The organism is Ruminococcus intestinalis (assembly GCF_014288065.1).
GTDB lineage: Bacteria > Bacillota > Clostridia > Oscillospirales > Acutalibacteraceae > Ruminococcoides > Ruminococcoides intestinale_A.
This window is the reverse complement of sequence record NZ_JACOPS010000001.1, coordinates 213,295-237,487: the sequence shown is the minus strand read 5'-3', so window position 1 is coordinate 237,487 and position 24,193 is coordinate 213,295. Positions and strand designations below refer to the sequence as shown.

Here is a 24,193-nt window from a genome sequence, read left to right as displayed (position 1 = left end):
AACAGCATTGAATTGCAACCTTTTTTACATTCTTTTGTAATAATTAATTTGACTGACTGATTTAATAAGATAGTTAACTTCAAACCGTGTCGAAAACGAGGAAATAACTGCACGAACAGTACCTTTTTCAAGCGTACCAAAGCATTTATGAGCGAGCGGTGCGCAATGTAGTCCGGCACGCACTGCAATATTAAATTTATCATTAAGAATTTGCGCCGTTTTTTCGCTGTCCGTATTTTTTATATTAAACGAAACTACCGGTACAAATCCTTCATCATCGGGTTTTGGTGTATATAATTCAATATCTTTAATTTTAGACAAACCGTCATAAAGATTTTTTGCAAGACTAATTTCATAGTCAAATATTTTTTGCGGTGATTTATTCATAACATATTTTATGCCTTCGTTAAGTCCAGCTATTCCAAGTAAATTATGAGTTCCGCTTTCAAATTTGTCAGGTAAAATTTCGGGTTGATTTACTTGTGCAGAAAGGCTGCCTGTTCCGCCTTGAATAAGACTTTCGGGAATAGTATCGCTGTTAATAACAAGCAAACCTGTACCCATAGGGCCGTACAAACCTTTGTGCCCTGCTGTACATAAATAATCTATATCGGAATTTTTTAGCGAAATCGGAATTATACCTGCAGTTTGAGCTGCGTCTGTGCAAAAAAGTATTCCGTTTAATTTGCACAGCGCCGCTATTCGTTGAATAGGTAATCTTATACCAAATACATTTGATGCATGGGTGCACACTACAAGTTTAGTGTTCTCTTTAAAAGCTTTTCTGAAATTACCAATTGTCTTTTCTGTGTCATTATAATCAACATCGGCAACAGAGTATTCTACTCCGTTACTTTTTAAATACTCCAAAGGTCGCACAACAGCATTATGCTCGTATGATGATATTACCGCATGATCGCCGGGTTTTAAAATTCCTTTTATAACAGTATTAAGTGCTGTTGTGCAATTGTTTGTGATAATAACATTTTCGGGATTTTCAATATCAAAGAGTTTTGCCGCATTGTTTCTGCATTCAAAAAGCACATCTGAGGCTTTTATAGCCATATTATGGCCGCCTCGTCCCGGGTTAGCTCCGATTTTTGTAATCGCATAATTAACTGCATTTACCACGGATTTTGGTTTTGGAAAAGTTGTTGCACCGTTATCGAAATAAATCATTCTAAATCAGCAGGATAAACTCCCTGCACAGGTATATTCATTGCCCTTAGTATTTCTACGCTTTCATCGACTCTGTTTATAACCAACAAACTGTAACCGCATGAACCATTGCGATATTGCACGGGAGTACGAATAATTTTTGTAAGAATTCCACGCCGTCGCAATGCCTCTCTTCCCCTTTGAGTATAAGTTAAAGTACCAAAAACAAATACTGCTTTTTTCATATTATTCACCACTTTATAAATCTTATTTTTTAATATCTCCCTGCTATATAATATGAATTTCTTGTTATATGGTTATCTTATAATGTTTCAAATATTTTGAATATTAGCTGTTCAAAATGTTTTGATTAACAGATAATTTCAGTTAAATTATGGTTTAGCGGAGTGTCGGTCGGGCATTGAAATTTAGCTAACGCTAAATCATCCTCCCAAAAATAAAAAAGTTTACTCAATTTTTTCAAAAATTGCGGGTTTGGGCAGCGCCCATAATATTTTCCTATATTACAATTTATCAGGCGCAAACAGCCACGCTGTTTGCGTGCTAAAACCGAGTTTGAAAAAACAGGCGGAGCCTTTTAGAAAAGAATTTGCTTATTTATTGTTTAATGAATGGCTTTTTAGTTGCTATCGCATTTTTAAAGGCTAACGCCGTTGTGTTCAAGCCGCCGAACAGCGAGCTGTTTGGCTATCATTAGATTGCATAAACGGAAAGTATTTGTGGGCTTTGCCCACACCCACAACCTTTGAAAAGGTTGACCAAATTTTTATAATTGCTTTTCCAATTTATTCCACAAAACCATAATTTACCCAAAAATTAATAAATATACACGAATTACAACGCAAAAGCGGCACTCAAACGAGTGCCGCAATGCAATAAAAATTATTTATTATTTAAGGAAAGATGATGTGCCACCGATCTGACCGTCAATGCCTGTAAAGCCGTTTGCACAACATACATAAACTCTCATATTTGCCTTACCGATATCTGAAACAGTAAGTGTTCCGTTTGTTACATTCTGAACATCACCTGTAACAGCGTCAACATATCTGCCGTTAGGAATATTCTTAAATGTAGCACCACTTGAAACTGTTACAAGTGCAAGGCTATCAATACCGTCTTCTGCACTTGTATAACGGCGGATATAAGACATATCGCCACCTGTTACATAAGATTCAGAAGCTGTGTACTGACCTTTCTGAAGAGCAGGGATAGCTCTTCTGATAGAATTAAGCTTTGAAAGATGAACGCTAAGCGGGCTTGCAAGTGTTTCAGCAACTGTACCAGAAGCTGTGTACTCGCTAAAGTCTGTAGCTGTTACATTACCCTCAAGATAATCGCCGTAGTAAGCACGACCTGTTGTTGAAAGAGGAGCGTTAGGACCAACATCAATAACTGCGCCCTTCTGGAACTCAACCTCTGAACCATAGTAAACACATGGAATACCACGGAATGTAAACATAAGGTCAAGGTTCTCAGCCCAAGTCTGTGTACCGCCAGCAAAACGGCTCTTTTCATCAGGCTGTTCAGGAGCATAGTCATGAGAATCAACATACATTACATTGTATGTTGCATCATTATAATACTGGTCTGTGCTCTTAGCAAAGTTATAAGCACTGCTTGCGTTACCAAACATTCTGTGCATCTGGAAGTCAATACCCTCCATACCCGATGCCATAGATCTGTCAGGTGTGTGGTATGTAATACCGTTTAAGAAAGCATTTTCTGAAGTAGGTTGATCTGTAGGATCATCTTCTGCGAGATAATGATCAAATACAACATTCATATTGTTGTTGATATCTTCAGCAGAAGTGCCGTAACTCCATAAATCAGCCCACTTATTGTTTGACTCTTTCCAAGTGTAGTAAGGTGTAGATTCCTCTGCGTGGCCACGATACCAAATCTGTGTGTAACGAGTACAGATTTCGCCAAACATAAGGAAGTTGTTGTTACCCGATGCCTTTGCAGCAGCGTAAAGCTGGTCATTGTACATAAGGTTAAGTGCAAGTCTTGGAATATGTCTTACTGTATCAACACGGAAACCGTCAACACCCATATTGATATAGTCTGAGTATACATCTACGATGTGTTCTGCTACTGCCGGATTTTCTGTGTTGAGGTCAACACAGTCACCTGCGATTTGAGCAAATTTACAGGTCCAGTCGTCCCAGTTAAGGCTCTGGAAATAACCTGTATGATAATAGTTGTTTGCATTAAATGTGTCAGAATTTGAAATCTTTGCAGAATCATAATCTTTTGCGTCCGGCAAGCTGCCTGTTGAGTTACCTACATCCGAAGAGTATGTTGTATTCTTCATAAGGTTAAGTCTTTGAGAATACTGAATTCCAGGCTTCTGTGCCCAGTATTCCTCTGGTGAACTAAGTCCGTATGTGTTAAGAAGTAAGTCTGTAGGAATCATTGACTCTTCAAGATTTGAAAGGTCTTTTGTTGTATCTTTTTCAAAAAGATTGCAGAAATAAGCCTCACCGAAGTTACCGGTATGCTGGAAAACTACATCCTGAATAATCTTCATACCTTTTGCGTGAACCTCATCAATAAGATCCTGGTATGTAAAATCATCACTCTCATAACGTACATCAACGGTTGAGAAGTCCATAGCATGATAACCGTGATAATCATAGCCCGAACCGTTTGTAACTACAGGAGTAATCCAGATAGCTGTAAAGCCAAGTGCCTTTATATAGTCAAGCTTGTCTGCAAGACCTCTGAAGTCACCACGCCATGCAGGGTCTGAATCAGGGTTATTTGCCTGTGTGTCATCCCAGCAATGAACATTATTGCCTGTATCTCCGTCATAGAAACGGGTTGTCATAACAAAGTAGATAGACTCTTCACGCATATCCACTGAATCAACAGGGTCAATTTCATCAGGATTGTACTTTGTCCATCTCTTGTTTTTGTACCACCACTCACCGGTAGTTCTTCTTAATTCAGGTGAATACTGTTTGCCGTCTTTATCTGTAAAAATCATATTTACAGCTGTAACATCGTTGATTACATAAGTAAACCAACCGTTTGAAGAGGCAGTCATTTTTTCACCCGGATATGAATCTGACATTGCGCTGTTTGTTGGAAGTGAATTCCAAAGGTAAACATATGGCTGTGCAAGTTCACTGTTCTGATAATGTATAGTAATGCCTGTTTCAGCTGACGCAGCACCAACCTCTTCAGTTGTAGCGTCAGCGTCAGCAGCGTTTACAGATACTATGCCTGCTGTAATAACAAGCATTACAGAAAGTACTAATGCACACCATTTTTTAATCTTTGTCATAATAGTACCTCAATTTATTTTAGTTAATCGTCGTATGTTTTAAAAATTACTTTTCTGCAACCATCTTCTGAAGCATTGTAGCGTCTATAACATCAAGAACACCGTTACCGTCAACATCACATGTCTTGAAATCATATTTCATACCGCTGTATTCAGCAATGATCATCTGGAGATATGTAGCATCGTTTACATCAACTTTGCCGTCACCGTCACAGTCGCCAAGCATAAACGGAGTTGTTGTAGGCTGTACTGAAGTTGTAGGCTGTGTTGTTGGTTTTGGTGTTGTTGGTTTTGGTGTGGTTGGTTTTGGTGATGTTGTTGTAGGAATAACAGATGTAGTCGGCTGTGTTGTAGTCGGTACATTCGAATCAGCTGTATAAGTATAAGTCTTTGAAACCTTTGAGTTGTCAGAACCTTCAACATATACTTCAACTGTGTATGTTCCCTTTACTGTTGGTACAAATGAGTATGAATCGTTAAGTGTGTAATAAGGAATATTCTTATTACCGTTTGGATCTGTAACTACATACTTATAGAAAAGAAGGTTTGTACCTGTATTACCGCCGCCTGCAAGAACTTTAACTGTAGCTTTTGTGTTGAGCTTGATAAAGTTAAGATTAAGTGGTGTTACATTTTTAATAACAGGCTTAACGAGTGTTGAGTCATCTGCAACAGTAAGTGTGAGTGAACGCTCGTTTGTATTGCCCTTTGTGTCAGAATACTCAAACTTGATTGTATATTCACCAACTGCTGATGGTGTCCATACATACGAGTTTGCCGAGCTCATAGGAGATACTACCTTGCCGTTTACAGAAATCTGATAGCTGATAGTAGCATTTACAAGGCTATTTGCTGTTGTTGAAAGTGTAACAGCTGTACCTGTATAAATTGTGCTCGATGGGTCTGCTTTATAAGAAGTTACCTGAATATCACTTGTATCATATACAGACCAAGTATTTGTCTTGTTGTTGTAAAGGTCGCCTGAACCTACTGTAAGGTCATTTGACTTATTGCTGCCTGAACTGAAGATAACATTCTTATAAGCCTTATTAGGAGTATAAGACCATACATTATCGCCGATTTCAGTCATTGGTTTGCCCGGCCATGCAGCGTTGCTCTCTGTGGTGCTGTTCCACATATAGCAATATACATTTGACCAACCTGCATCATTCTGGCAGTAAATTGGTTTTGCATTGCCCGAAGAAGTTGCCGGCTGTGTAGCCTGTGTCGGCTTAGTTGATGATGTTGCCTGTGTTGGGTTAGTTACATCAGAGTAAGCTGACCACTTGCCTGTGCTGAGGTCATAAATCTGACCGTTGCCTGCATAAGTAAGGTCTGTTGTCTGATTGCCGCTGCCGTTGTTGAAAATAACATTCTTAAAATCACCCGAAAGTGTGTAAGCATAAACGTCATCTTCAACCTTAGTCATAGCCTCACCAGGCCATGCTGCGTTGTTGCCTGCACCATCTGTCCACATATAGCAGTACAGATTGGCCCAGCCGTTGTTTGCACGAACGTATACAGTATCGCCTGTTGCTGCTGATACTGCCATACTGCCTGCACAAACTGCTGATACTGCGAGCATAATACAAAGTATTAAGCTGAGTACCTTGTGCTTTGTTGTTACCATAAGAATTTCCTCCAAATTTTTTGTTATGGTTTTTGTGGATAATATAATCCCACGTTCTGACAATTATATTATACAACAATGTTTGCTAATACTTTTTTCTTTTTGAGAATTATTTTGATTTTCTTACAGCCAAATTTATTAGTCTATATTTGTATATATTCAACAAAAAGGTGAGAAAAAGCATTTATTAATATCAATATGCACAAATACAAGATGTTGTTTTTGTGACTATCTATAATACTATCTGTTCTTAATTTTATCCCAATAGTTCTTATATGCCTGTTCGTTTTTGTTGTCACCGTATTCGTAATAAACTCTGTCACGGATAATGTCCGGCAAATATTGCTGATTTACATAATGGTTCGGATAATCGTGCGGATAGTTATAAAACTGTCCTTTGTTATTATTATCTTCCCCATCATAGTGCATATTTTGAAGCTGTCTTGGTACAGGACCGTAATTGCCTGCTTTTAAATCCTGTGCTGCACGATTAATCCCCATATATGCGGAATTGGATTTCGGCGCATTGCATACCATTATAACTGCGTCTGCAAGCGGTATTCTCGCCTCCGGCAAGCCGACAGCCTGTGCAATATCCACACATGATTTTACAATAGGAATAAGCTGTGGATACGCAAGTCCTACATCTTCGCAGGCACACACCATAAGTCTTCTGCACGCACTCGGCAAATCCCCTGCCTCAAGCAGCCTTGCAAGATAATGCAAAGCCGCATTACTGTCACTGCCACGCATACTTTTTTGATATGCGGAAATTATATCGTAATGCTCGTCACCTTCCTTGTCATAACGCACGGCGCTTTTTTGTACAAGTTCCGCAACACTTTCTTCGCTGACTTTTTTTACTCCGTCAACTTCGTCAGCCACAAGAATAGCAAGTTCAACCGCATTCATAGCTTTTCTTACATCACCGCCGCAGCCATGAGCAATTTTTTTACGACAACTTGCGGGGAAATCCACCTCTACCTCCTGTTCCTCGGAAATAATTTCCGCCGCTCTCTGCACAGCTCTTTCTATTTCTTCGGGTGGTACCGGTTTAAATTCAAAAACAGTCGAACGGCTTAAAATAGCATTATATACATAAAAATACGGATTTTCGGTAGTTGATGCAATAAGCGTAATCGAACCGTTTTCTATATATTCAAGCAAAACCTGTTGCTGCTTTTTATTAAAATACTGAATTTCGTCAAGATACAGTAAAATGCCGTTCATTCCCGAAAAAGTGTTCAACTCCGAAACTACCTCTTTTATGTCGGATGTTGATGCGGTCGTGCCGTTGAGTTTTTTCAGAGTTCTGTTCGTTCTTTTAGCTATATATGTAGCAAGAGTTGTTTTTCCCACTCCTGACGGACCGTAAAAAATCAGATTCGGAATTTCTCCGCTTTCAATTATTTTTCGCAGTGGCTTATTCGCTCCGAGCAAATGCTTTTGCCCCACAATATCATCAAGAGATTGCGGTCTTATTCTGTCTGCAAGAGGAGTATTCATATAATCAGCCTCATTTCAAATTTAGTATATATTTCATAGTACATTTGTTCGTAGAATTTGTCAAGATTTTTAGCAAAAAAATCCGTTCCGCCTTAAATTTGACGGAACGGAAAATAAACCGAATTTTATTATTCGTAAAGCGGATACTTTTTGCAGATTTCTTCAACGCCTGCTCTTACCTTGTCGGCACTGTTTTCAAAATCATTGAGAACAAGTGTAATATACTCGGCAATCTTGTCCATATCTTCCTCGTTAAGACCTCTTGTTGTAACAGCGGCAGTACCTATACGAACACCGCTTGTTACGAACGGAGAAAGTGGTTCACCCGGAATAGTGTTTTTATTTACTGTAATATAGCACTCATCAAGACGAGCCTCAAGCTCTTTACCTGTAACACCTGTATCACGAAGATCCATAAGAAGTACATGGTTGTCTGTACCGCCCGAAACAAGCTTATTGCCTCTCTTAAGGAGTCCCTCCGCAAGAGCCTTACAGTTAGAAACAATCTTTGCACCGTACTCTTTAAATTCAGGCTTTAATGCCTCACCAAAGCAAACTGCCTTAGCCGCAATTGTGTGCATAAGAGGACCGCCCTGTGTACCAGGGAAAATTGCCTTGTCAATCTGCTTAGCAAACTCTTCACGGCAAAGGATAAGACCGCCTCTCGGACCACGGAGTGTTTTATGAGTTGTGGATGTAACAAATTCACAGTACGGAACAGGGTTTGGATGAACGCCTGCCGCAACAAGGCCTGCGATGTGAGCCATATCTACCATAAGATATGCGCCTACTTCATCGGCAATTTCACGGAGTTTTGCAAAATCAATAATTCTTGGATATGCAGACGCACCGGCTACAATAAGTTTTGGCTTACATTCCTTGGCAATCTCAAGAACCTTATCATAGTCAATTCTGTGTGTTACGCTGTCAACACCGTAAGGAACAAAGTTAAAATACTTACCTGAAATGTTTACAGGTGAACCGTGTGTAAGATGACCGCCCTCGTTAAGGTTCATACCCATAACTGTATCGCCCGGGTTGAGCATAGCAAAGTAAACTGCTGTGTTAGCCTGTGCACCCGAATGTGGCTGAACATTTGCGTGTTCTGCGCCGAAAAGCTCGCAAGCTCTCTTGCGTGCGATTTCCTCAACAACATCAACGCACTGGCAACCGCCGTAGTAACGCTTTCCCGGATAACCTTCTGCATACTTGTTTGTAAGTAAGCTGCCCATTGCTGCCATTACAGCAGGAGAAACGATATTTTCGCTTGCAATAAGCTCAAGATTTCTTCTCTGTCTTTTAAGTTCCGCAGTCATTGCCTCGCCAACAGCAGTGTCATAGCTGTTGAGATAATCAAGAGCTGCAATATTTGTTTTTTCACTCATAATTATTCTCCTTAATCTAAAAATATATAAGTTTAAGCATCATAAACAGATGATAAAGCCTTATTTTTCAGTGCGTACAAATCATTAAGAGTACACACTTTTCCTGATTGATTTCTGAGTTCTGCCGCACCGCGCATTCCCTTAAAATAACCTGCTATAAGTTTTCTTGCCTGCAGCATAGCCATATGCTCGCCTTTGTATTCAACCATTTTTTCAATATGTCGGCACATTACATTGAGTTTTTCTTCAAGAGTCGGTGCTTTTATAATACAGTCGGGATTCTCAAGATAAGCATTTATTTCCGAAAAAATCCACGGATTTCCCAAAGAGGCCCGTCCAACCATAACAAGCTGACAGCCTGTGTAATCCATAACTTCCTTTGCTATTTTTGCAGAGGTTATGTCGCCGTTTGCAATTACGGGGATTGACACCGCATTATTAACCTCTTTTATAATATCATAATCGACAGGAGGTTTATAATACTGTTCTCTTGTTCTTCCATGAATTGTAATTGCCGCTGCGCCTGCCTGTTCACAGATTTTTGCAACTTCAACCGCATTTACGGCAGAATTGTTCCAGCCTTTACGAATTTTGACCGTAACAGGTACATCAACGGCACTTGTAACTGCCTTTACAATTTCACCGCAAAGCAGTGGATTTTTCATCAAAGCACTGCCGCTGCCGTTTGAACTGATTTTAGGTGCGGGACAACCCATATTTATATCAATAATATCGGGCTTGTTTTCCATAGAATGAACAGCCGCATCAGCCATACATTTAGGGTCATCTCCGAAAATCTGAATACCGCAGGGGCGTTCATAGTCGGAAATTTCCATAAGCTCCTCACTTTTCTTACTGTTGAAAGAAAGCGCCTTTGAACTGACCATTTCACTTACGCAATAGGCGGCGCCAAATTCCACGCAAAGCTCACGGTACGCCCTGTCTGTAATGCCTGCCATAGGAGCGAGTACGGCTCGGGACTTAAATTCTACATTTCCAATTTTAATTTTTTCCATACTGCTCTCCTTATGAAGAATAAATATCTCTCTGCTCTCTTCTGCGTTCAAGCGCATAAGATATTTTTGTACTGAGCAATACGAAAATCAAAACAATTATACCTACAATTACGCAAACCCAATATACAACACCTGCGGCATCATTGGTTTCGTAACGCTTTGTACTTACTTTTGAAGTTGAAAGCTGTGTAGGCGACACCGTTTCATTGACTACATTATTATTAAAATCATATTCTGTTGTTTCTTCGTAATACGGCTCTGTAGGTTCTTCTGTATATACAGGTTCCGTATATTCTTCTGTAACTTCTTCGGTATAATATTCAGTCGGTTGCTCTGTATATTCAGGTTCGGTTTCGGGATAAGTTTCAGGTTCGGTATACGGCTCTGTATATTCAGGGTCTGTATATACCTCTGTTTCAACTATATCTCCGTCATCAATTCCGTCACCGTCAATGTCTACAGCATAGGCACTGATTGCAACAACAAACATAAACAATACCGCAAACAGCACACAGACAGCAGATTTTGAAATTCTGTATTTTTTCATTACATTACTCCTTGCGGATACATATATTAAAATTATACCAAAAGTCGCAATATATTGCAAGCTATTTTTACATTTAATTATAACCCGTGTTTAAGCACCTCATAAAGCACATTTCCGAGCAATTCTCCGCTGTATTCCGCCTCTTCTATTGTATTTGCGTCTGTTCCTATTTCTATAAGCAAAGAACCGTCGCAAATATACTCGTTGTACGCAAAATATCCGAAATTCAGCGGTCTTGTCATACCCGGATACATTTCTTCCGCTTTATTTTGAATTTTAAGCGCAAAATTAAGATTATTCTCCCAGCTTAAAAAATTCATCTCGCCGTCGGTATCGCAACCCGAAAGAATCATTATCTGTGCTCCCTGCTTACCGTCATATGTAAAAACAGGTTTTACCTTTTGAGTTTCAGTACCGATTGCGTCACGGTGAATATCAATTATTACCTTAATATCCGTGTTGGTTTCCATAATACTTTCAACGGTCTGCGCACTTCTGTCATAAGAACCGCTGTATGTTGAGTCGTGCACCGTGGTATCGTGCATAGTTTTTATTCCCCGCTTATTAAGCACATCGGTAATAGCATCTCCCACAGCCGTTACATTATAATCATTATTCTGCGTGCGTGAATAATAGCTTTCGTAAAAATAATCAACATCTTCGTCCATATAGCTTTCACTTGTGTGCGTATGATAAATAAGCACCTGTGCCGTTCCGTTTGAATCGACACCAAAAGGCAATTCACTGTTTAAAGCGGAATCAAAATCGTAATCAAGTCCCGTATTGTTTTTCACATAAGCCGTACCGCATTTTACACCGTTCGCACCAATCTGTTCGGCAAGAATATCGTAAACCGCCTCTCCGTCATGGTTTCCGAAAGAATCATAATATCCGCTTTTGTCTTTTTCTCCGTTTAGATTTCTTGTAATCGTAACAGGTTTAGTAATCGGCTGTGTTTCCTCCTGTTTCTTTTGTGTGGTATCGGTATTGGCAAGGGTTGTAGTTTCAGTATTGGATAATTTATATGTACCGTCGGACAGAGTAAGCGCCGCAACCGCAAGCGCCGCAGGTTTGTCGCTTGCAAAGCACTCCGGCATTCTCCGACAAACGCAGAAAACGGCAGTCGATACAAGGATAATCGACGCCGTTATTTTTAATGCTCCTAACTTTTTCACAAAATCACCGCCTCATAAAAATATATGCCGATGATTTTAATGTATGACCGAATTTCTACATAAGCGAAACAAGCTCGGAAATATTAAATTCATTTTGAAGTGCGCCGTTAAGCGCAAATGAAATCAGTCTTGAGGCTCTCTCGGTAAGCAAATCTATTTCCCTCGGTATTACTACCATCTGCCTGCCCTGCGGTGTGATTTTCTGCCTTGCCCTGTGCGGGTCATTGACGCTTAAAAGGTCAGATGCAAATGTGGCTGCATCTACAACCGTGGGCACTCCTATTGCTATTACGGGTACTCCTATAGTTTCTTTGTTAATCTTTGTACGGTGATTTCCAACGCCCGCCCCGGGTGAAATTCCTGTATCGCTTATTTGCAAAGTACAGCCGAGTCTTTCAAGTCTGCGTGATGCAAGTGCGTCTATTACAACAACTGCATTCGGTTTTATTCTTTTTACAATACTCAATATATATTCGCCTGTTTCAATACCCGTCTGCCCTGTTACTCCCGTTGCCATAACCGCAACCGGTCTTAAGCGGTCAAGACCGGTACTTCTTGCAATCTCACCCGAAATATGCCTTGTCGCAAGCACTCTGGAGCTCGTTTTCGGGCCGAGAGAATCGGGAGTGATTTCAGGATTTCCGAGTCCTACTACAAGTACAAGGCCGTTGACCGGCAAAAGCCTGCGAATTTCCTTTCCTATAGTAATAAGTCTTTCGTCGGTTTCGGTAAAATTATCGGTAAGTGACGGAAGTTCTACTGTTATATAAGTACCCTCTTCTTTTCCGAGCTGCTGCCTGGCTTTTCTTGTTTTTACTTCAAGTCTTGAAATATCAAGTCCGTTTTCACTGTACTGAACAAAATCCACACCTCCGACATCTTCTCCTGCTATTTCACGAGCTTCTACCGCTAGGTCAGTTCTAAGTTCCATAAAGTCGCCCCTTTTATCTGTAAATATTGCTATTATCTTGTGTATAAACAGCGTTTATATTCTTTACAAGAAAGAAAATTTTTGATATAATAAAATTTGATATATATAAACAAAAAGGTGTGAATGTAAAATGATAAAATCACCTGTTATTAAGGCGATAACGGCAACAGTATCTGCACTTATGATATTTTCTGCTGTAAGCGTATCGGCTAATGCCGCAAGCATTGATAACAATTCAAAAATTTTAAGTAAATTTCAAATTAAAACTTCAGACAATACAAAAAATGATATTCCGTCTGCATACAGTTCAGTGGAGCTTGGCATTGTAAATTCTCCGAAAAGCCAAAAATACAACGATTGCTGGATATATTCCTCGCTCTCGGTGCTTGAAACAAAACTTTTAAAAAAAGATTTTACGGCTAATAATTTTTCTGCCGAGCATATGAACCTTTGGGCAACAACAAAAAGCAACGGTAAAGGCTGGCAGCGCAATGTCACTTCCGACGGCTATGCATTTACCGCACTCGGATATTTAAGTTCCTGGCAAGGCGGAATCGAACAAAGCGACTACGACACTCTTGCAGAAAAATATACTCCCGACAAAGACCTTTCCGCTTTTGTAAATTACGGGGTGACCTCTATAAAATACCTCGACGATTGTACACAAGAAGAAATTAAGCAAGAGATTATGGATAACGGTTCAATCTATGCGGCATATTCTCACAGTCCTTATTACGAAAATAATGACAGAACAGCGTATTTCTGTCCGCAAGGTTCTCCAAAATCCACAGGTCATGCAATAGCTATTGTCGGATGGGATGATAATTATTCAAAAGAAAATTTCAAAGCAATAAACGGTGTTTTACCCGAAAATGACGGAGCATGGCTTGTAAAAAACAGTTGGGGCGATTACAACACTTTAAACGGTTACTTTTGGCTTTCATACGAAGATTCTTATTTGTTTAGCAGTACCTTTAAATACAATTTTGCTGTTGAAGATGTCACAGAAATCACCGATGATGTTAAACTTATGCAAAATGAAATTTACGGTGCAACATATGAATTTAACTACATAAATGATGACAGCGTCACATATCTTAATCTTTTTAATTTTTCCGAGGGTTACAACAAACTTGATTCGGTAATGTTTGAAACCGCCGCAAAAAATTCCGACTATGAAATCTACTATGTACCTGCCGAAAATAAAATTCCTGTGTCAGATGAAACCAAATGGACTAAATTAAACAGCGGAAAAGTTCCGTACAGCGGATATTTAAATATTGATACAAACGATTTTGACTTACCTGTAACTTACGGTGCAATCGCCGTTAAAATTAAAAAAAATAATGAAAGCGGAAAAAATACTATAGGCGTCGGTGAATGGCTTAACAAATCAAACGGCCAGTTTGCATTTATAAACGAAAGCCAAAAAGGCGAAAGTTTTATTTATCAAAACGGAACTATGACAGACCTTCTCGATTGGTACAAAACGGAGCGTGACGATAATCTTGGCGGCACATTCGTTATAAAAGCTGTTACAAATAAAACCGAGCTTGCAGTCACACTGCTCGGCGACATTGACTTAAACAACAAAATTGACATTAAAGATGCAACCGATTTGCAGATAGCTATTTCAGGCGATTCAAAACTTTCGGCTGTTCAAAATTTAAATGCCGATACTGACGAAAACGGCGAAATTAATGTAAACGATGTTACACAGTTACAATTTATGATTGCAAATAATAACTGAATACAGATGCAAACAGAATTTTTGGACAACTGCCTCTTTACCTGCAAATCGACAAATCACAAACATTCAACTTTAGACTAAAAGGAAAACACAACTGCTCATCGGAACAGTTGTGTTTTTCATTTTATCTCATTTGAGGACCGCCCCGCATATCTCCGCCCGGGCCGCCCATTTCGTTTCCGTTCATATCGCCGTTGCCCATATTTCTGCCGCCCATACTTCCGGGGCCACCCATACCGCCTGAACCGTATATGATAGAAGTCATTTCAACTTCTGTTGTACTGTCGCCTGTCGTTACAGTATATGTCTGACCTGTTGTAATACCCGGGCAACTGATAACCACACAAGCGTATGTCTTGGTAGGTGTGAACGATACAAGAACATCGCCGTCACTGTTTTTGACTGTGATTTCACCGCTCGAATTTGTATTTACAAGCATTGAACCTTGAGTTGAATTTTCTCCAAAGTTCTGTGCCATTTGAGTTGAACCTGCCGCAACGAATATACCGCCTGTAATTGTTGCCTCGCCGTCATAATCAACCGCTCCGTTATCTCCGCTTGTCGGGCCAAAGACATAGGTTTCCCCGCCTGTAACGGTAAGCGAACCGTTTGAATCAACTCCGTCACCGTCAGCGTCAATTGTTATTTTGCCGCCCGATATTGTAATGGAAGCATCTGATGAACCGAAATTGTCACGGTCAAATCCGCCACCGAATCCGCTTTCGTCTTTTCCGCCTGCGGCATTAAATCCGTCATTGCTCGATTTCAGATTAATTGTACCGCCTGAAATTTCAACTTCCGTTCCCTCTATTCCCTCATAGCTTTCGGTAATATTAATTGTTCCTCCGCTGATGCTTGTTTTGCTGTCGGCGTGGATACCGTCATCACCTGTTGAAATTGTAAAAGTACCTCCTGATACGGTTACATTTGAATTTGAATGTAAACCGTCATCTTCGCAAGTAAGATTAAAAGTACCTCCGCTGAGTGTAATATCTCCTCCTGCTTTTATTCCTTTTACACTTGCAGAATCTGTTGAACTTGAAGATGATGAACCTCTGTTTGAAGTAATATTAAATGTGCCGTTTTCAATTTGAGCCGTTGTACCGGCATCAATGCCGTCACCTTTGCAATTAACGGTAAATTTACCGTCTGCTATATACACAAATCCTTTTGAAGTATCGTCTGTATTTTCTGCGTGCAAACCGTCTTTACCCGAAGTTAAAGTATAAGTACCGCTATTCTGATACTGTTTTTACCGCTTAATGCATGGCTTGCGGCTGTAATATTGTATTCTCCGCTTGTAAGTTTTAAATCATCTTTAGAAACAATGCCGTGACCTTTTTCGGAAGTTACAGTCAATTTTCCCTCTCCGTTAAAGGTAATATCATCTTTTGCAAATACCGCCGCATCTACATTGTTGTCATCTGTCTGAACATAGTCACCTGTTGACGCAAGTGTATTTTCTGTGTCTTTTGCAGTTGTTACAAATACCTTATCTGCCTGTTTTACATATAAAGCGGCACTTGATTTACAGGTTACAGAGGCGTTTTTAAGTACAATCTGCACTTTTGTTTTATTGTCGGCATCTACAATAATCTGACCGTCGGATGTTGTACCCGTAACTATATATGTGCCCTCACTTTTAATAGTAACCTTACTTCCGCTGACAGAAACGCTGTCAGAGCTTGCGGTTGCACCTGATGATGAAAAAGCAACCATTACCGCCGAACTTTCATCATAGCCTACCTCTTTGTCACGGTCGGTGAACATATCGCTGTCAAGAGATTTATCCGAAGCGATTGAAGCAGTAGAAACACTGTCTTTTGTAACAGTTGAAGAATTTGTCGAGGATGTTTTTTCATCTGTATTTGCGCAGCCTGTTACACTTACGGATATAATAAGTGCCGCAAGCAATGCTGCAAATTTCCCTTTGCTTTTTAAATTAAAGCTCATTATTAGTTATCTCCTGTCTTGCCATACTGATTTCAAGATTGCCGTTTCTGCATCTCAAATCATCAATAAAATCTTTTTCATCGTTCGGGTTTTTGAGAGTTACATTATATGTAAGTTTGAACAAACTGCCCATATTAGCAGTTCTTACCGATACCGTTTCATATTTTACGGTATATTTTTCAAAAAGGTCGTCAAAAGCACCTGTATAATTTAAATCCTCGGGGATTGTGATTTTTAATATTCTGTCCTGCTCAAGTCTTTTGTCTGCACCGATATTTACTTTATTGAGGATAAACATTGCAATTCCTAAAATTAATGAGAACAGCACTGCGTATCCGAGATAACCCATTCCGCAAATCAAACCTGCACCCATTGCAAGGAAGATTGTGCCGATTTCTTTAGCGGTGCCTGGCACGGAACGAAATCTTACAAGACTGAAAGCACCTGCCACAGCAACGCCTGCACCGACATTACCGTTTACCATCATAATTACCACACAAACTACGGCAGGTAAAAGTGCAAGAGTAACAACAAAGCTCTTTGTGTATTTGGTTTTGTATGAATAGACCGCCGCAAGAAAAATGCCGATTACAAGAGCAACTGCTATGCCAAGCAGAAATTGCGGCACTGCGATTGTTTCGGTTGTTGAACTGAAAATTTCTGAAAATAATGTATTAAGCATATTTTTTACCTCCGTTTGCTCTTTCGCTCATAATTGCAACATAAGCATTGCCGTATTTTGAAAAAGATGTTTTATAAATTTTGTTTTCGCTTAAAATGTTTGTCATCCACAGCGGAATTGCCGTACCTGTCTTTATTTCCATAAGAGAATAATTATTTCTTAATATCGGTGTTCCGTAAATACCTTTACAAAGTGATAAATCATAGTTACGCCAAAGAATATTATCATCAAATGTTACTCTGAAATCATAATCATTTTTTGAATAAAAGGCCTCTCGGTTGTATGAAATTACAACCTGCGGTGCAATGCCTTTGTAATGTTCAAGAAAATAATTGACTTCTCTTAAAATCTGACTGTCGGCAATATGTTCACCGTTGCAAAGATAACGCATACTCTCGTTCTCACTCATTTCGGTTCTGCGTTTATAGACAACACGCTTATATTTCTTTTTGATTTCTATAAAAGTTGTGCTGTCGTGTTTTGCAACTCCGTAACTTCTCAATCTTAACTTTTCCTTATAAACGGGATGTTCAAGCGAGCGTCTTATCAGTAAAAAATCAGGTGTGTCAAAATATATGTTGCAAATTGTGCTTTTGCCGTATTTGTCGGCATACATATATTTTTGCATTTCCCGCATAATCATTTTCTTTTGTTCGTCAGTCACAAGGTACTTTATTTCATAGCGTTTAAATACGCTTTGGTAACTCACATTTAACTCCCCTTTTGTTTTGATGAGTATATTGTACCGTTGTAACTTTAAATGAAATTTAAATTTTACTTAAAATTTACCTAAAATTTAAAAAACAAAAAAAGAGAGAAATAGTTAGGACGGACTAACTATTCCTCTTTAAATCAGCGAACACCAAGTGCCGTTAGTGCTCGCTAACTTATTTGATATTATATCAATAAATACATTATTTGTCAATTAAAACATAAATAAAATTTTATTTAACATCAAAACCCACTTCTGTTTGAATATAATTAAAATAACTTACATCATCATCGGTATAAGAAGTTCTGTTGTTAAAACCTTTTTTTATATCAATATTTCTGTCAATAAAAATTCTTCTGCACCACATACATGCCCATGAATACGGCAATAAAATCGGCATTTTCTCCACAAACGGATATTTATTTGCCATATTTGTTTTATTCGGAAAAAGCGATGAAATAAAATTAGCAAATCTTGATTTTTTTCTGCCTGTTTTAGTATTAACTCTTTGTCTTTCCATTTCGGACATAACCGCAACATCTACTCTGCCGAGAGTCATACTTAATAAAATATATTCTTCAACATCGTCAAAATCTTTAACTTCACTGCCTTTTGAAAACCATTTCAGTGAAATATCACGCAGTTTTTTCTCAAACAAGGTTATTCCTAATTTTTCAAACTGTTCACTCAAATATTTTTGATTAAGTAGATCCGAATATTTTTTATAAAATACATATTCGTCGGCAATCATTCTTATGCCGATTCCGCCTTCGGAAAAATGTTTTGCACTGTGAAGCAACATATAAATATAATAATCCTCAAGCGTCATTTCTTTTGAATAAGAATACCCGTCACGCACCTTAGCTTTTTCAAGTTGATTTTCCAATAAAGAATAATTTTTATCATTCTTTTTTAAAAGCGAACGGTGCATTTCAATATACATAAACGGCGCTTTTACAAAATGATATTGTTGATCGTCATTTTGTAAAAATTTGTACCCGTTTTGTTTAAATATATTTTTTATTCTGTCAATATCGTTTATATCAAACAAAATATCATAATCTGAAATTGAGCGTTCAAATGAGTTGGGATAGTCTTCCTTAAGAAAATAGCCTTTCATAGGGAGATTATATATTTTCCCTTCATCGAAACATTTAAGCAAACTTTCAATTTCATATTTCATCATCGTATCAATATAAATCCAATGATTAAGATTATTTTTTACATAAGATAACAATTTATCTGAAACCGAATATTTTTTTGACAGCATTAAAACAGCCTCATCAAAAATTGCATCCATTCTGGTATCATTAGAAATCTGCCGTATGTGGTCAAGATTACAATTTTCATACGGCAGCTGCGGTTCTGTTCCGTTTAAAACACTTGATACAAGCGTCAAATAATATGCATATTCTTTTTTTTGAGCGGCATTAAGATGTTTTTTCATTATACAAAAACTACCTTTTCTTTTTTATATTTATCGACTTATTCATTCTGTGCGCTGAATAAAGCATACGCATTGGCGCTTTGATATACTCCCACGCTGACTTATAAAATCTGTATGAAAGCGAATTATCGGTATAGTGTTTACCTTTTCGATAAAATGCGGTAACCACACCTATAATATTTTCGTCAGTAATTCCCCGTTCTTTATGAAACTGATTATCACCGCAAAAAATATATTTGCTGTCCTTATCAAAACCGATAACTCTGTGCAAAACAAAATCGCCGTTACTTCTTCGGTATAAAGCAACATCAAGATATTTTAGCCTGCCCTCCGGCTTTTTCAGGACAACCACATCTTCGCCGTTTCTTAGCATAGGATACATACTTGTTCCGTGCGGAGTAAATGTAACCGTGCCTCCGCTGTTAAGTTTTTCTTTAATAATTTGTATTACATCTTCAAGCTGAATTTCTTTATTATTCAAAGACATTTGCATCCTTTAACTTATTAATAAATATATCTATATCCGCACTTGCTTTTTCTTTTGTTACATCATACTCACTAATCATTTTAGCAATAAGTTCGTCTTTCTCAATTCCTTTTTGCAACTGTTCAAATAAGAAAGCACCCGTTTCATTAAGATTTATAACACCGTTAAAATCAAGTGTAAGACTGTTTACCGGTACCACTACATATGAATCGGCTACTTTTCTTAAAACAAAATCATCTTTAATTTTCATACTCATTTCTCCTCATATATGAATATAATATTTTTTTAATTGTTTTGATAATAATATTGTAATACATAAAGCATAAAAAAGCAAGTAATGAGGGAGTTTCGAGCATACAAAAAGCTCCGCAGAAAACTCTGCGGAGCTAAGTGATTAAGTATTAATTATCTGTTAAGATAAATTAGTTCTCTCTTCTTCTAACGAGGAAGAATACACCTGCAGCTGCAACCATTACGCCGGCAAATACGAAGAAGATTGTTGTCTCCTGACCTGACTGTACTGAGTTAGAGCCTGATGATGAACCATTTGATGAACCATTTGATGAAGAGCCGTTTGATGATGAACCGCCGTTTGATGAACCGCTTGTATCAGCAGCATCATTCTTAGCCTCTGCATTCTTAATCTCATCTTTGTTAACTTTTTCGCCACCCTTTGTTGGGTCTGTGCAGTTACCAAGGATACCCTCAATTGTTGCCTTCTTCTTGTTAGCAACATCCTGAGTCATTGTTTCTTCCTTAACAAAACCCTCAAGTTTGAAATTTACATTAGACATTACAGCGAGTGGGCTGACCTTGAGTTGGTTGATAAGATCCTGTGTCTTATCTGTCTTACTTGTATCAGCAGTACCGTCGTCAGAAACATAATCGAGAAGGTAGTCAGCTAAAAGTGTTACATCTGTTGTACCGTCTGCAAGAGCTGTACCGACTACTTTTGATGTTGAAGTAATAACCTTCTGCGGACCACATTCCGGATGGTTCTTCCATGCAGCCTCAGTATCTGTCTTTTGGCTGTCCTTAGGGTTCTCGATCTGGTTACCTGTTACATACACAGTATCGCCAATGCAGTTACCGTTCATGATTGTGTTGTAAATCTGAGAACCTGTATCAGCACTGAAGATTACGCAATATAAGTTCTTGCTGCCGGCATTCTGAATTTCTTCAGCGTTTTCTTTGCCTGCCTTTGTTATATCATAAGAATAAAGATCGTCGCTTTCCTTTTTGCACACTTCTTTCTTTGTCTGCCAGCTTGGCCATTTACCTGTACCGTCAGCTCTCCAGATGTGGCAATAGATCTTGCTAAAGTTTTTCCAACCTGCACTCTTTACATCAAAGTAAATCTTTGTGCCGGCACCTACCTGTGACTCGTCACCTGCTGCTACTGCTGAAGAATCGTCAGCTGCTACTGCAGACTCGTCATTTGCTGCTACTGCGTCCTCTGCTTCAGCTGCACTTGCTGCAAATGCGCCTGCTGAAAGCACTAATGTTGAAGCAAGAGCAAGACTCATTACTTTTTTGAACATTTTAAATCTCCTCCATTGTTCATTAACTTTTAGGAATACACTATTCCATTGGAATTATTATACATCAAACATTACAAAACTTCAATACTTTAATTTCTTTTTATCGTTGTTTTAATATACAATCTTGCTAGACTGTTTTTAGTAGTTCTAAACAATAATAGCAATAAATTGCAAACTTTTAGACAACAAAAATCAAATTATGTGGATTTCGCAACATTTATGCCTTAATCATACCATATACAGTTTCTTTAACGATAGCAAGTGCTTCATCAATCTTTTCAGGATTTTTTGCACCTGCCATAGCCATATCCGGCTTACCGCCGCCGTTGCCGCCCGCTGCCTGTGCAACAGCCTTAACGAGTTTGCCTGCATTTACGCCGAGTGCCTTAGCATCTTTACCGCAAGATGCGGCAAATGTAACCTTGCCGTCATTTTCACAAGCAAGTACAACTACAGAAAGCGGAGCAACATCTTTTGTTCTCTCGCACATTGCACGAAGTGCGTCAGCGTTTGCATTGTCAATTTTTTTAGCAATAATTCTTACGCCGTTTTCAATTTCAGAATTAATAAAGAGGTTGTCAACCTGCATAGCAGCAAGCTTTGTGTTAAGCTCTGCAATTTCTTTCTGCTGATCATGAAGTAAGGTTGCAATCTTCTGTGCGCCCTCTGTGAGTGCTTTTGTATTTGAAATCTTAAGTGTTTCGCAAACGTTGAGTACAGTTTCACGGACATCGTTCATATACTTAAGAACTCCGATACCTGTAATAGCCTCAATTCTTCTTACACCTGATGCAACAGAACCCTCCTGACGGATTCTGAACAAGCCGAGGCTTGATGTATTTGTAGCATGTGTACCGCCGCAGAACTCAACTGAGAACTTACCGATGCTTACAACTCGTACAACATCGCCGTACTTCTCGCCAAACAATGCCATAGCGCCGAGTTTCTTTGCCTCTTCGATTGGCATTTCCTTTGTAACAACAGGGATAGATGCAAGAATCTTCTTGTTTACAAGGTCTTCGACTTTCTTAAGTTCTTCATCTGTGAGAGCCTCAAAGTGAGTAAAGTCAAAACGAACCGAATGGTCTGTTACAAGCTGACCTGCCTGATGAACATGATTGCCGAGAACTTCACGAAGTGCGGCCTGTAAAAGGTGAGCTGCTGTGTGGTTACGCATAATATTTGCTCTTCTGTCAAAGTCAACGATTGCACGAAGTTCTGTGCCGACCTCAAGTGTACCGCTCTTAATTGTACAAGAATGGAGATAAACACCCGAAGCATCCTTAGTTGTATCGTCAACATCAACCTCAAGTGTGCCTGCCTCCATTACACCTGTGTCGCCTACCTGTCCGCCACTCTCTGCATAGAACGGAGTTTTGTCGAGAACAACAAGAGCTGTTTCGTTTTCGCCGACGCTGTCAACTCTGATACCGTCTTTAATGATGGCAAGAACCTTGCTGCCTGTATTAAGATCTGTATAACCGCAAAATTCTGTTTTAGCAATATCTGAAAGGTCTGTTGAATCCGAAATCCAAGCGTCTGTGTCTTCTTTCTTTCTTGCATCTCTTGAACGCTGTTTCTGCTCTTTCAAAAGCTCGTGGAAACGGTCAACATCAACATCAATACCCTGCTCGGAGAGAATTTCTCTTGTAAGGTCGATTGGGAAACCGTAAGTATCGTTGAGCTTAAATGCGTCCTCACCGCTGAGAACCTTAATATCCTGGTCGTCAACAATACCCTGCAAGAGTTTAAAGCCCTGGTCAATTGTCTTTTGGAAGCTTTCTTCCTCGACTCTGATAATCTTTGTAATAAAGTCCTGCTTTTCTCTTAATTCAGGATATGCCGATTCATTTTCTTTTATTACAGTTTCGCATACCTTATACAAGAATGCGTCTTTGTATCCTAAAAGTCTGCCATGACGGGCTGCTCTTCTGAGCAAACGGCGGAGAACATAACCCTTACCCTCATTTGACGGAAGAACACCGTCGCCAATCATAAATGTTGTGCTGCGGATATGGTCGGTGATAACTCGGAGTGAAATATCCTTTTTATCGTCTTCACCGTAATTTACACCTGTAATTTCAGAAATCTTCTTCATAATATTCTGAACAGTATCAACCAAGAAAAGGTTATCAACACCCTGCATTACGCAAGCAAGTCTTTCAAGACCCATACCTGTATCAATGTTAGGATGAGCAAGCGGAGTGTAGTTGCCGTTGCCATCGTTTTCAAACTGTGAGAATACAATGTTCCATACCTCAACGAAACGGTCACACTCGCAGCCGACATGACAGTCAGGCTTACCGCAGCCCTTTTCATCACCACGGTCAAAGTAAATCTCCGAACAAGGACCGCAAGGACCTGAACCGTGCTCCCAGAAGTTGTCTTCTTTGCCGAGTCTTACCATATGAGATGGCTCAACACCGATTTCTTCGGTCCAAATCTTGTAAGCCTCGTCATCGTTTTCATAAATAGACACATAGAGCTTATCAACAGGCATTTCGAGAACTTTTGTAAAGAACTCCCATGCCCATGCAGTAGCCTCATGCTTGAAATAATCACCGAAAGAGAAGTTACCGAGCATTTCAAAATATGTGCCGTGGCGAGCAGTAATGCCTACTCTCTCAATATCTGGAGTACGGATACACTTCTGACAGGTTGTTACACGCTTTCTCGGCGGTGTAACCTCACCTGTAAAATACTTTTTCATAGGAGCCATACCGCTGTTAATAAGCAGAAGGCTGTTGTCGTCCTTCGGAACAAGTGAAAAGCTCGGAAGTCTTAAATGACCCTTACTCTCAAAAAATGAAAGAAACTTTTCACGAAGTTCGTTAAGTCCTGTCCATTCCATTAAAAATCTCTCCTTAAAAAATTTGCAAAATAAAATCCTGCCCCATAAAAATGGGACAGGAGAATAATTCCTGCGGTACCACCCAAATTGGTGCTTAAACACCCTCTTT

The 24,193-nt window shown here is 39.1% G+C and carries 18 protein-coding genes, 1 pseudogene and 1 other annotated feature (1 of these 20 cut by a window edge); of the genes and pseudogenes, 1 reads left to right on the top strand and 18 read right to left on the bottom strand.

Annotated features, from left to right (window positions below):
* Window positions 1-24 precede the first annotated feature (24 nt).
* From H8R91_RS01140 to gpr, 10 genes are all read right to left on the bottom strand, one after another.
* Complete coding sequence (locus H8R91_RS01140; protein WP_186934549.1) at window positions 25-1,179, bottom strand: aminotransferase class V-fold PLP-dependent enzyme; 1,155 nt, start codon at window positions 1,177-1,179, stop codon at window positions 25-27.
* Window positions 1,176-1,403, bottom strand: a complete 228-nt coding sequence (locus H8R91_RS01135; protein ID WP_186934548.1) for a putative Se/S carrier protein — start codon at window positions 1,401-1,403, stop codon at window positions 1,176-1,178. The genes H8R91_RS01140 and H8R91_RS01135 overlap by 4 nt, the downstream gene beginning before the upstream one ends.
* Window positions 1,404-2,068: 665 nt before the next feature.
* Window positions 2,069-4,471 (bottom strand): alpha-amylase family glycosyl hydrolase, encoded by a 2,403-nt coding sequence (locus tag H8R91_RS01130; RefSeq protein WP_186934547.1) that lies wholly within the window; start codon window positions 4,469-4,471, stop codon window positions 2,069-2,071.
* Window positions 4,472-4,517: 46 nt separating this feature from the next.
* A complete protein-coding gene (locus H8R91_RS01125) occupies window positions 4,518-6,101 on the bottom strand; it encodes a starch-binding protein (protein WP_186934546.1) in 1,584 nt (527 codons plus the stop codon).
* 240 nt (window positions 6,102-6,341) lie between these two features.
* Window positions 6,342-7,607, bottom strand: a complete 1,266-nt coding sequence (locus H8R91_RS01120) for a replication-associated recombination protein A (RefSeq protein ID WP_186934545.1) — start codon at window positions 7,605-7,607, stop codon at window positions 6,342-6,344.
* Window positions 7,608-7,735: 128 nt separating this feature from the next.
* A complete protein-coding gene (glyA, locus tag H8R91_RS01115) occupies window positions 7,736-8,992 on the bottom strand; it encodes a serine hydroxymethyltransferase (protein WP_186934544.1) in 1,257 nt (418 codons plus the stop codon).
* A 32-nt stretch (window positions 8,993-9,024) separates the two neighbouring features.
* Window positions 9,025-10,008, bottom strand: a complete 984-nt coding sequence (gene dusB, locus H8R91_RS01110) for a tRNA dihydrouridine synthase DusB (protein WP_186934543.1) — start codon at window positions 10,006-10,008, stop codon at window positions 9,025-9,027.
* Between the two features lie 10 nt (window positions 10,009-10,018).
* Window positions 10,019-10,555: a hypothetical protein gene (locus tag H8R91_RS01105; RefSeq protein WP_186934542.1), complete on the bottom strand. Its 537-nt coding sequence runs from the start codon at window positions 10,553-10,555 to the stop codon at window positions 10,019-10,021.
* Between the two features lie 77 nt (window positions 10,556-10,632).
* Complete coding sequence (gene spoIIP / locus H8R91_RS01100; protein ID WP_022234530.1) at window positions 10,633-11,730, bottom strand: stage II sporulation protein P; 1,098 nt, start codon at window positions 11,728-11,730, stop codon at window positions 10,633-10,635.
* A gap of 55 nt (window positions 11,731-11,785) precedes the next feature.
* Window positions 11,786-12,661, bottom strand: a complete 876-nt coding sequence (gpr, locus tag H8R91_RS01095; protein ID WP_022234531.1) for a GPR endopeptidase — start codon at window positions 12,659-12,661, stop codon at window positions 11,786-11,788.
* Between the two features lie 130 nt (window positions 12,662-12,791).
* On the opposite strand from gpr, the gene H8R91_RS01090 reads away from it, so the two are divergent.
* On the top strand, window positions 12,792-14,411 hold the full coding sequence (locus H8R91_RS01090) for a lectin like domain-containing protein (protein WP_186934541.1): 1,620 nt from the start codon (window positions 12,792-12,794) through the stop codon (window positions 14,409-14,411).
* Between the two features lie 124 nt (window positions 14,412-14,535).
* On the opposite strand, the pseudogene H8R91_RS01085 reads toward H8R91_RS01090, so the two are convergent.
* The 8 genes and pseudogenes from H8R91_RS01085 to alaS all read right to left on the bottom strand — a co-directional run bounded on the left by H8R91_RS01085 (window position 14,536) and on the right by alaS (window position 24,084).
* Window positions 14,536-16,130 (bottom strand): annotated as a pseudogene (locus H8R91_RS01085) (carbohydrate-binding domain-containing protein).
* A 223-nt stretch (window positions 16,131-16,353) separates the two neighbouring features.
* Complete coding sequence (locus H8R91_RS01075) at window positions 16,354-17,046, bottom strand: DUF4956 domain-containing protein (protein WP_186934538.1); 693 nt, start codon at window positions 17,044-17,046, stop codon at window positions 16,354-16,356.
* Window positions 17,039-17,755 (bottom strand): VTC domain-containing protein, encoded by a 717-nt coding sequence (locus H8R91_RS01070; protein ID WP_186934537.1) that lies wholly within the window; start codon window positions 17,753-17,755, stop codon window positions 17,039-17,041. The genes H8R91_RS01075 and H8R91_RS01070 overlap by 8 nt, the downstream gene beginning before the upstream one ends.
* Before the next feature lie 235 nt (window positions 17,756-17,990).
* A complete protein-coding gene (locus H8R91_RS01065) occupies window positions 17,991-19,205 on the bottom strand; it encodes a nucleotidyltransferase family protein (protein ID WP_186934536.1) in 1,215 nt (404 codons plus the stop codon).
* A gap of 10 nt (window positions 19,206-19,215) precedes the next feature.
* The gene (locus tag H8R91_RS01060; protein ID WP_186934535.1) at window positions 19,216-19,686 is read right to left on the bottom strand and encodes a S24/S26 family peptidase; all 471 of its coding nucleotides are present in this window, start codon (window positions 19,684-19,686) and stop codon (window positions 19,216-19,218) included.
* Window positions 19,679-19,942: a PqqD family protein gene (locus H8R91_RS01055; RefSeq protein ID WP_022234538.1), complete on the bottom strand. Its 264-nt coding sequence runs from the start codon at window positions 19,940-19,942 to the stop codon at window positions 19,679-19,681. The genes H8R91_RS01060 and H8R91_RS01055 overlap by 8 nt, the downstream gene beginning before the upstream one ends.
* A gap of 172 nt (window positions 19,943-20,114) precedes the next feature.
* Window positions 20,115-21,233, bottom strand: coding sequence for an LPXTG cell wall anchor domain-containing protein (locus H8R91_RS01050; protein ID WP_186934534.1), 1,119 nt, complete (start codon window positions 21,231-21,233; stop codon window positions 20,115-20,117).
* Window positions 21,234-21,450: 217 nt separating this feature from the next.
* On the bottom strand, window positions 21,451-24,084 hold the full coding sequence (gene alaS, locus H8R91_RS01045; protein ID WP_186934533.1) for an alanine--tRNA ligase: 2,634 nt from the start codon (window positions 24,082-24,084) through the stop codon (window positions 21,451-21,453).
* Window positions 24,085-24,132: 48 nt separating this feature from the next.
* Window positions 24,133-24,193: a binding site (T-box leader), on the bottom strand (it continues 155 nt past the right edge of the window).

What these genes read in the sequence shown, in the direction of transcription:
- H8R91_RS01140 (WP_186934549.1), bottom strand. Translation starts at nt 1,179, where the DNA reads ATGATTTATTTCGATAACGGTGCAACAACTTTTCCAAAACCAAAATCC.
- H8R91_RS01135 (WP_186934548.1), bottom strand. Translation starts at nt 1,403, where the DNA reads ATGAAAAAAGCAGTATTTGTTTTTGGTACTTTAACTTATACTCAAAGG.
- H8R91_RS01130 (WP_186934547.1), bottom strand. Translation starts at nt 4,471, where the DNA reads ATGACAAAGATTAAAAAATGGTGTGCATTAGTACTTTCTGTAATGCTT.
- H8R91_RS01125 (WP_186934546.1), bottom strand. Translation starts at nt 6,101, where the DNA reads ATGGTAACAACAAAGCACAAGGTACTCAGCTTAATACTTTGTATTATG.
- H8R91_RS01120 (WP_186934545.1), bottom strand. Translation starts at nt 7,607, where the DNA reads ATGAATACTCCTCTTGCAGACAGAATAAGACCGCAATCTCTTGATGAT.
- glyA (WP_186934544.1), bottom strand. Translation starts at nt 8,992, where the DNA reads ATGAGTGAAAAAACAAATATTGCAGCTCTTGATTATCTCAACAGCTAT.
- dusB (WP_186934543.1), bottom strand. Translation starts at nt 10,008, where the DNA reads ATGGAAAAAATTAAAATTGGAAATGTAGAATTTAAGTCCCGAGCCGTA.
- H8R91_RS01105 (WP_186934542.1), bottom strand. Translation starts at nt 10,555, where the DNA reads ATGAAAAAATACAGAATTTCAAAATCTGCTGTCTGTGTGCTGTTTGCG.
- gpr (WP_022234531.1), bottom strand. Translation starts at nt 12,661, where the DNA reads ATGGAACTTAGAACTGACCTAGCGGTAGAAGCTCGTGAAATAGCAGGA.
- H8R91_RS01090 (WP_186934541.1), top strand. Translation starts at nt 12,792, where the DNA reads ATGATAAAATCACCTGTTATTAAGGCGATAACGGCAACAGTATCTGCA.
- H8R91_RS01075 (WP_186934538.1), bottom strand. Translation starts at nt 17,046, where the DNA reads ATGCTTAATACATTATTTTCAGAAATTTTCAGTTCAACAACCGAAACA.
- H8R91_RS01065 (WP_186934536.1), bottom strand. Translation starts at nt 19,205, where the DNA reads ATGAAAAAACATCTTAATGCCGCTCAAAAAAAAGAATATGCATATTAT.
- H8R91_RS01055 (WP_022234538.1), bottom strand. Translation starts at nt 19,942, where the DNA reads ATGAAAATTAAAGATGATTTTGTTTTAAGAAAAGTAGCCGATTCATAT.
- H8R91_RS01050 (WP_186934534.1), bottom strand. Translation starts at nt 21,233, where the DNA reads ATGTTCAAAAAAGTAATGAGTCTTGCTCTTGCTTCAACATTAGTGCTT.
- alaS (WP_186934533.1), bottom strand. Translation starts at nt 24,084, where the DNA reads ATGGAATGGACAGGACTTAACGAACTTCGTGAAAAGTTTCTTTCATTT.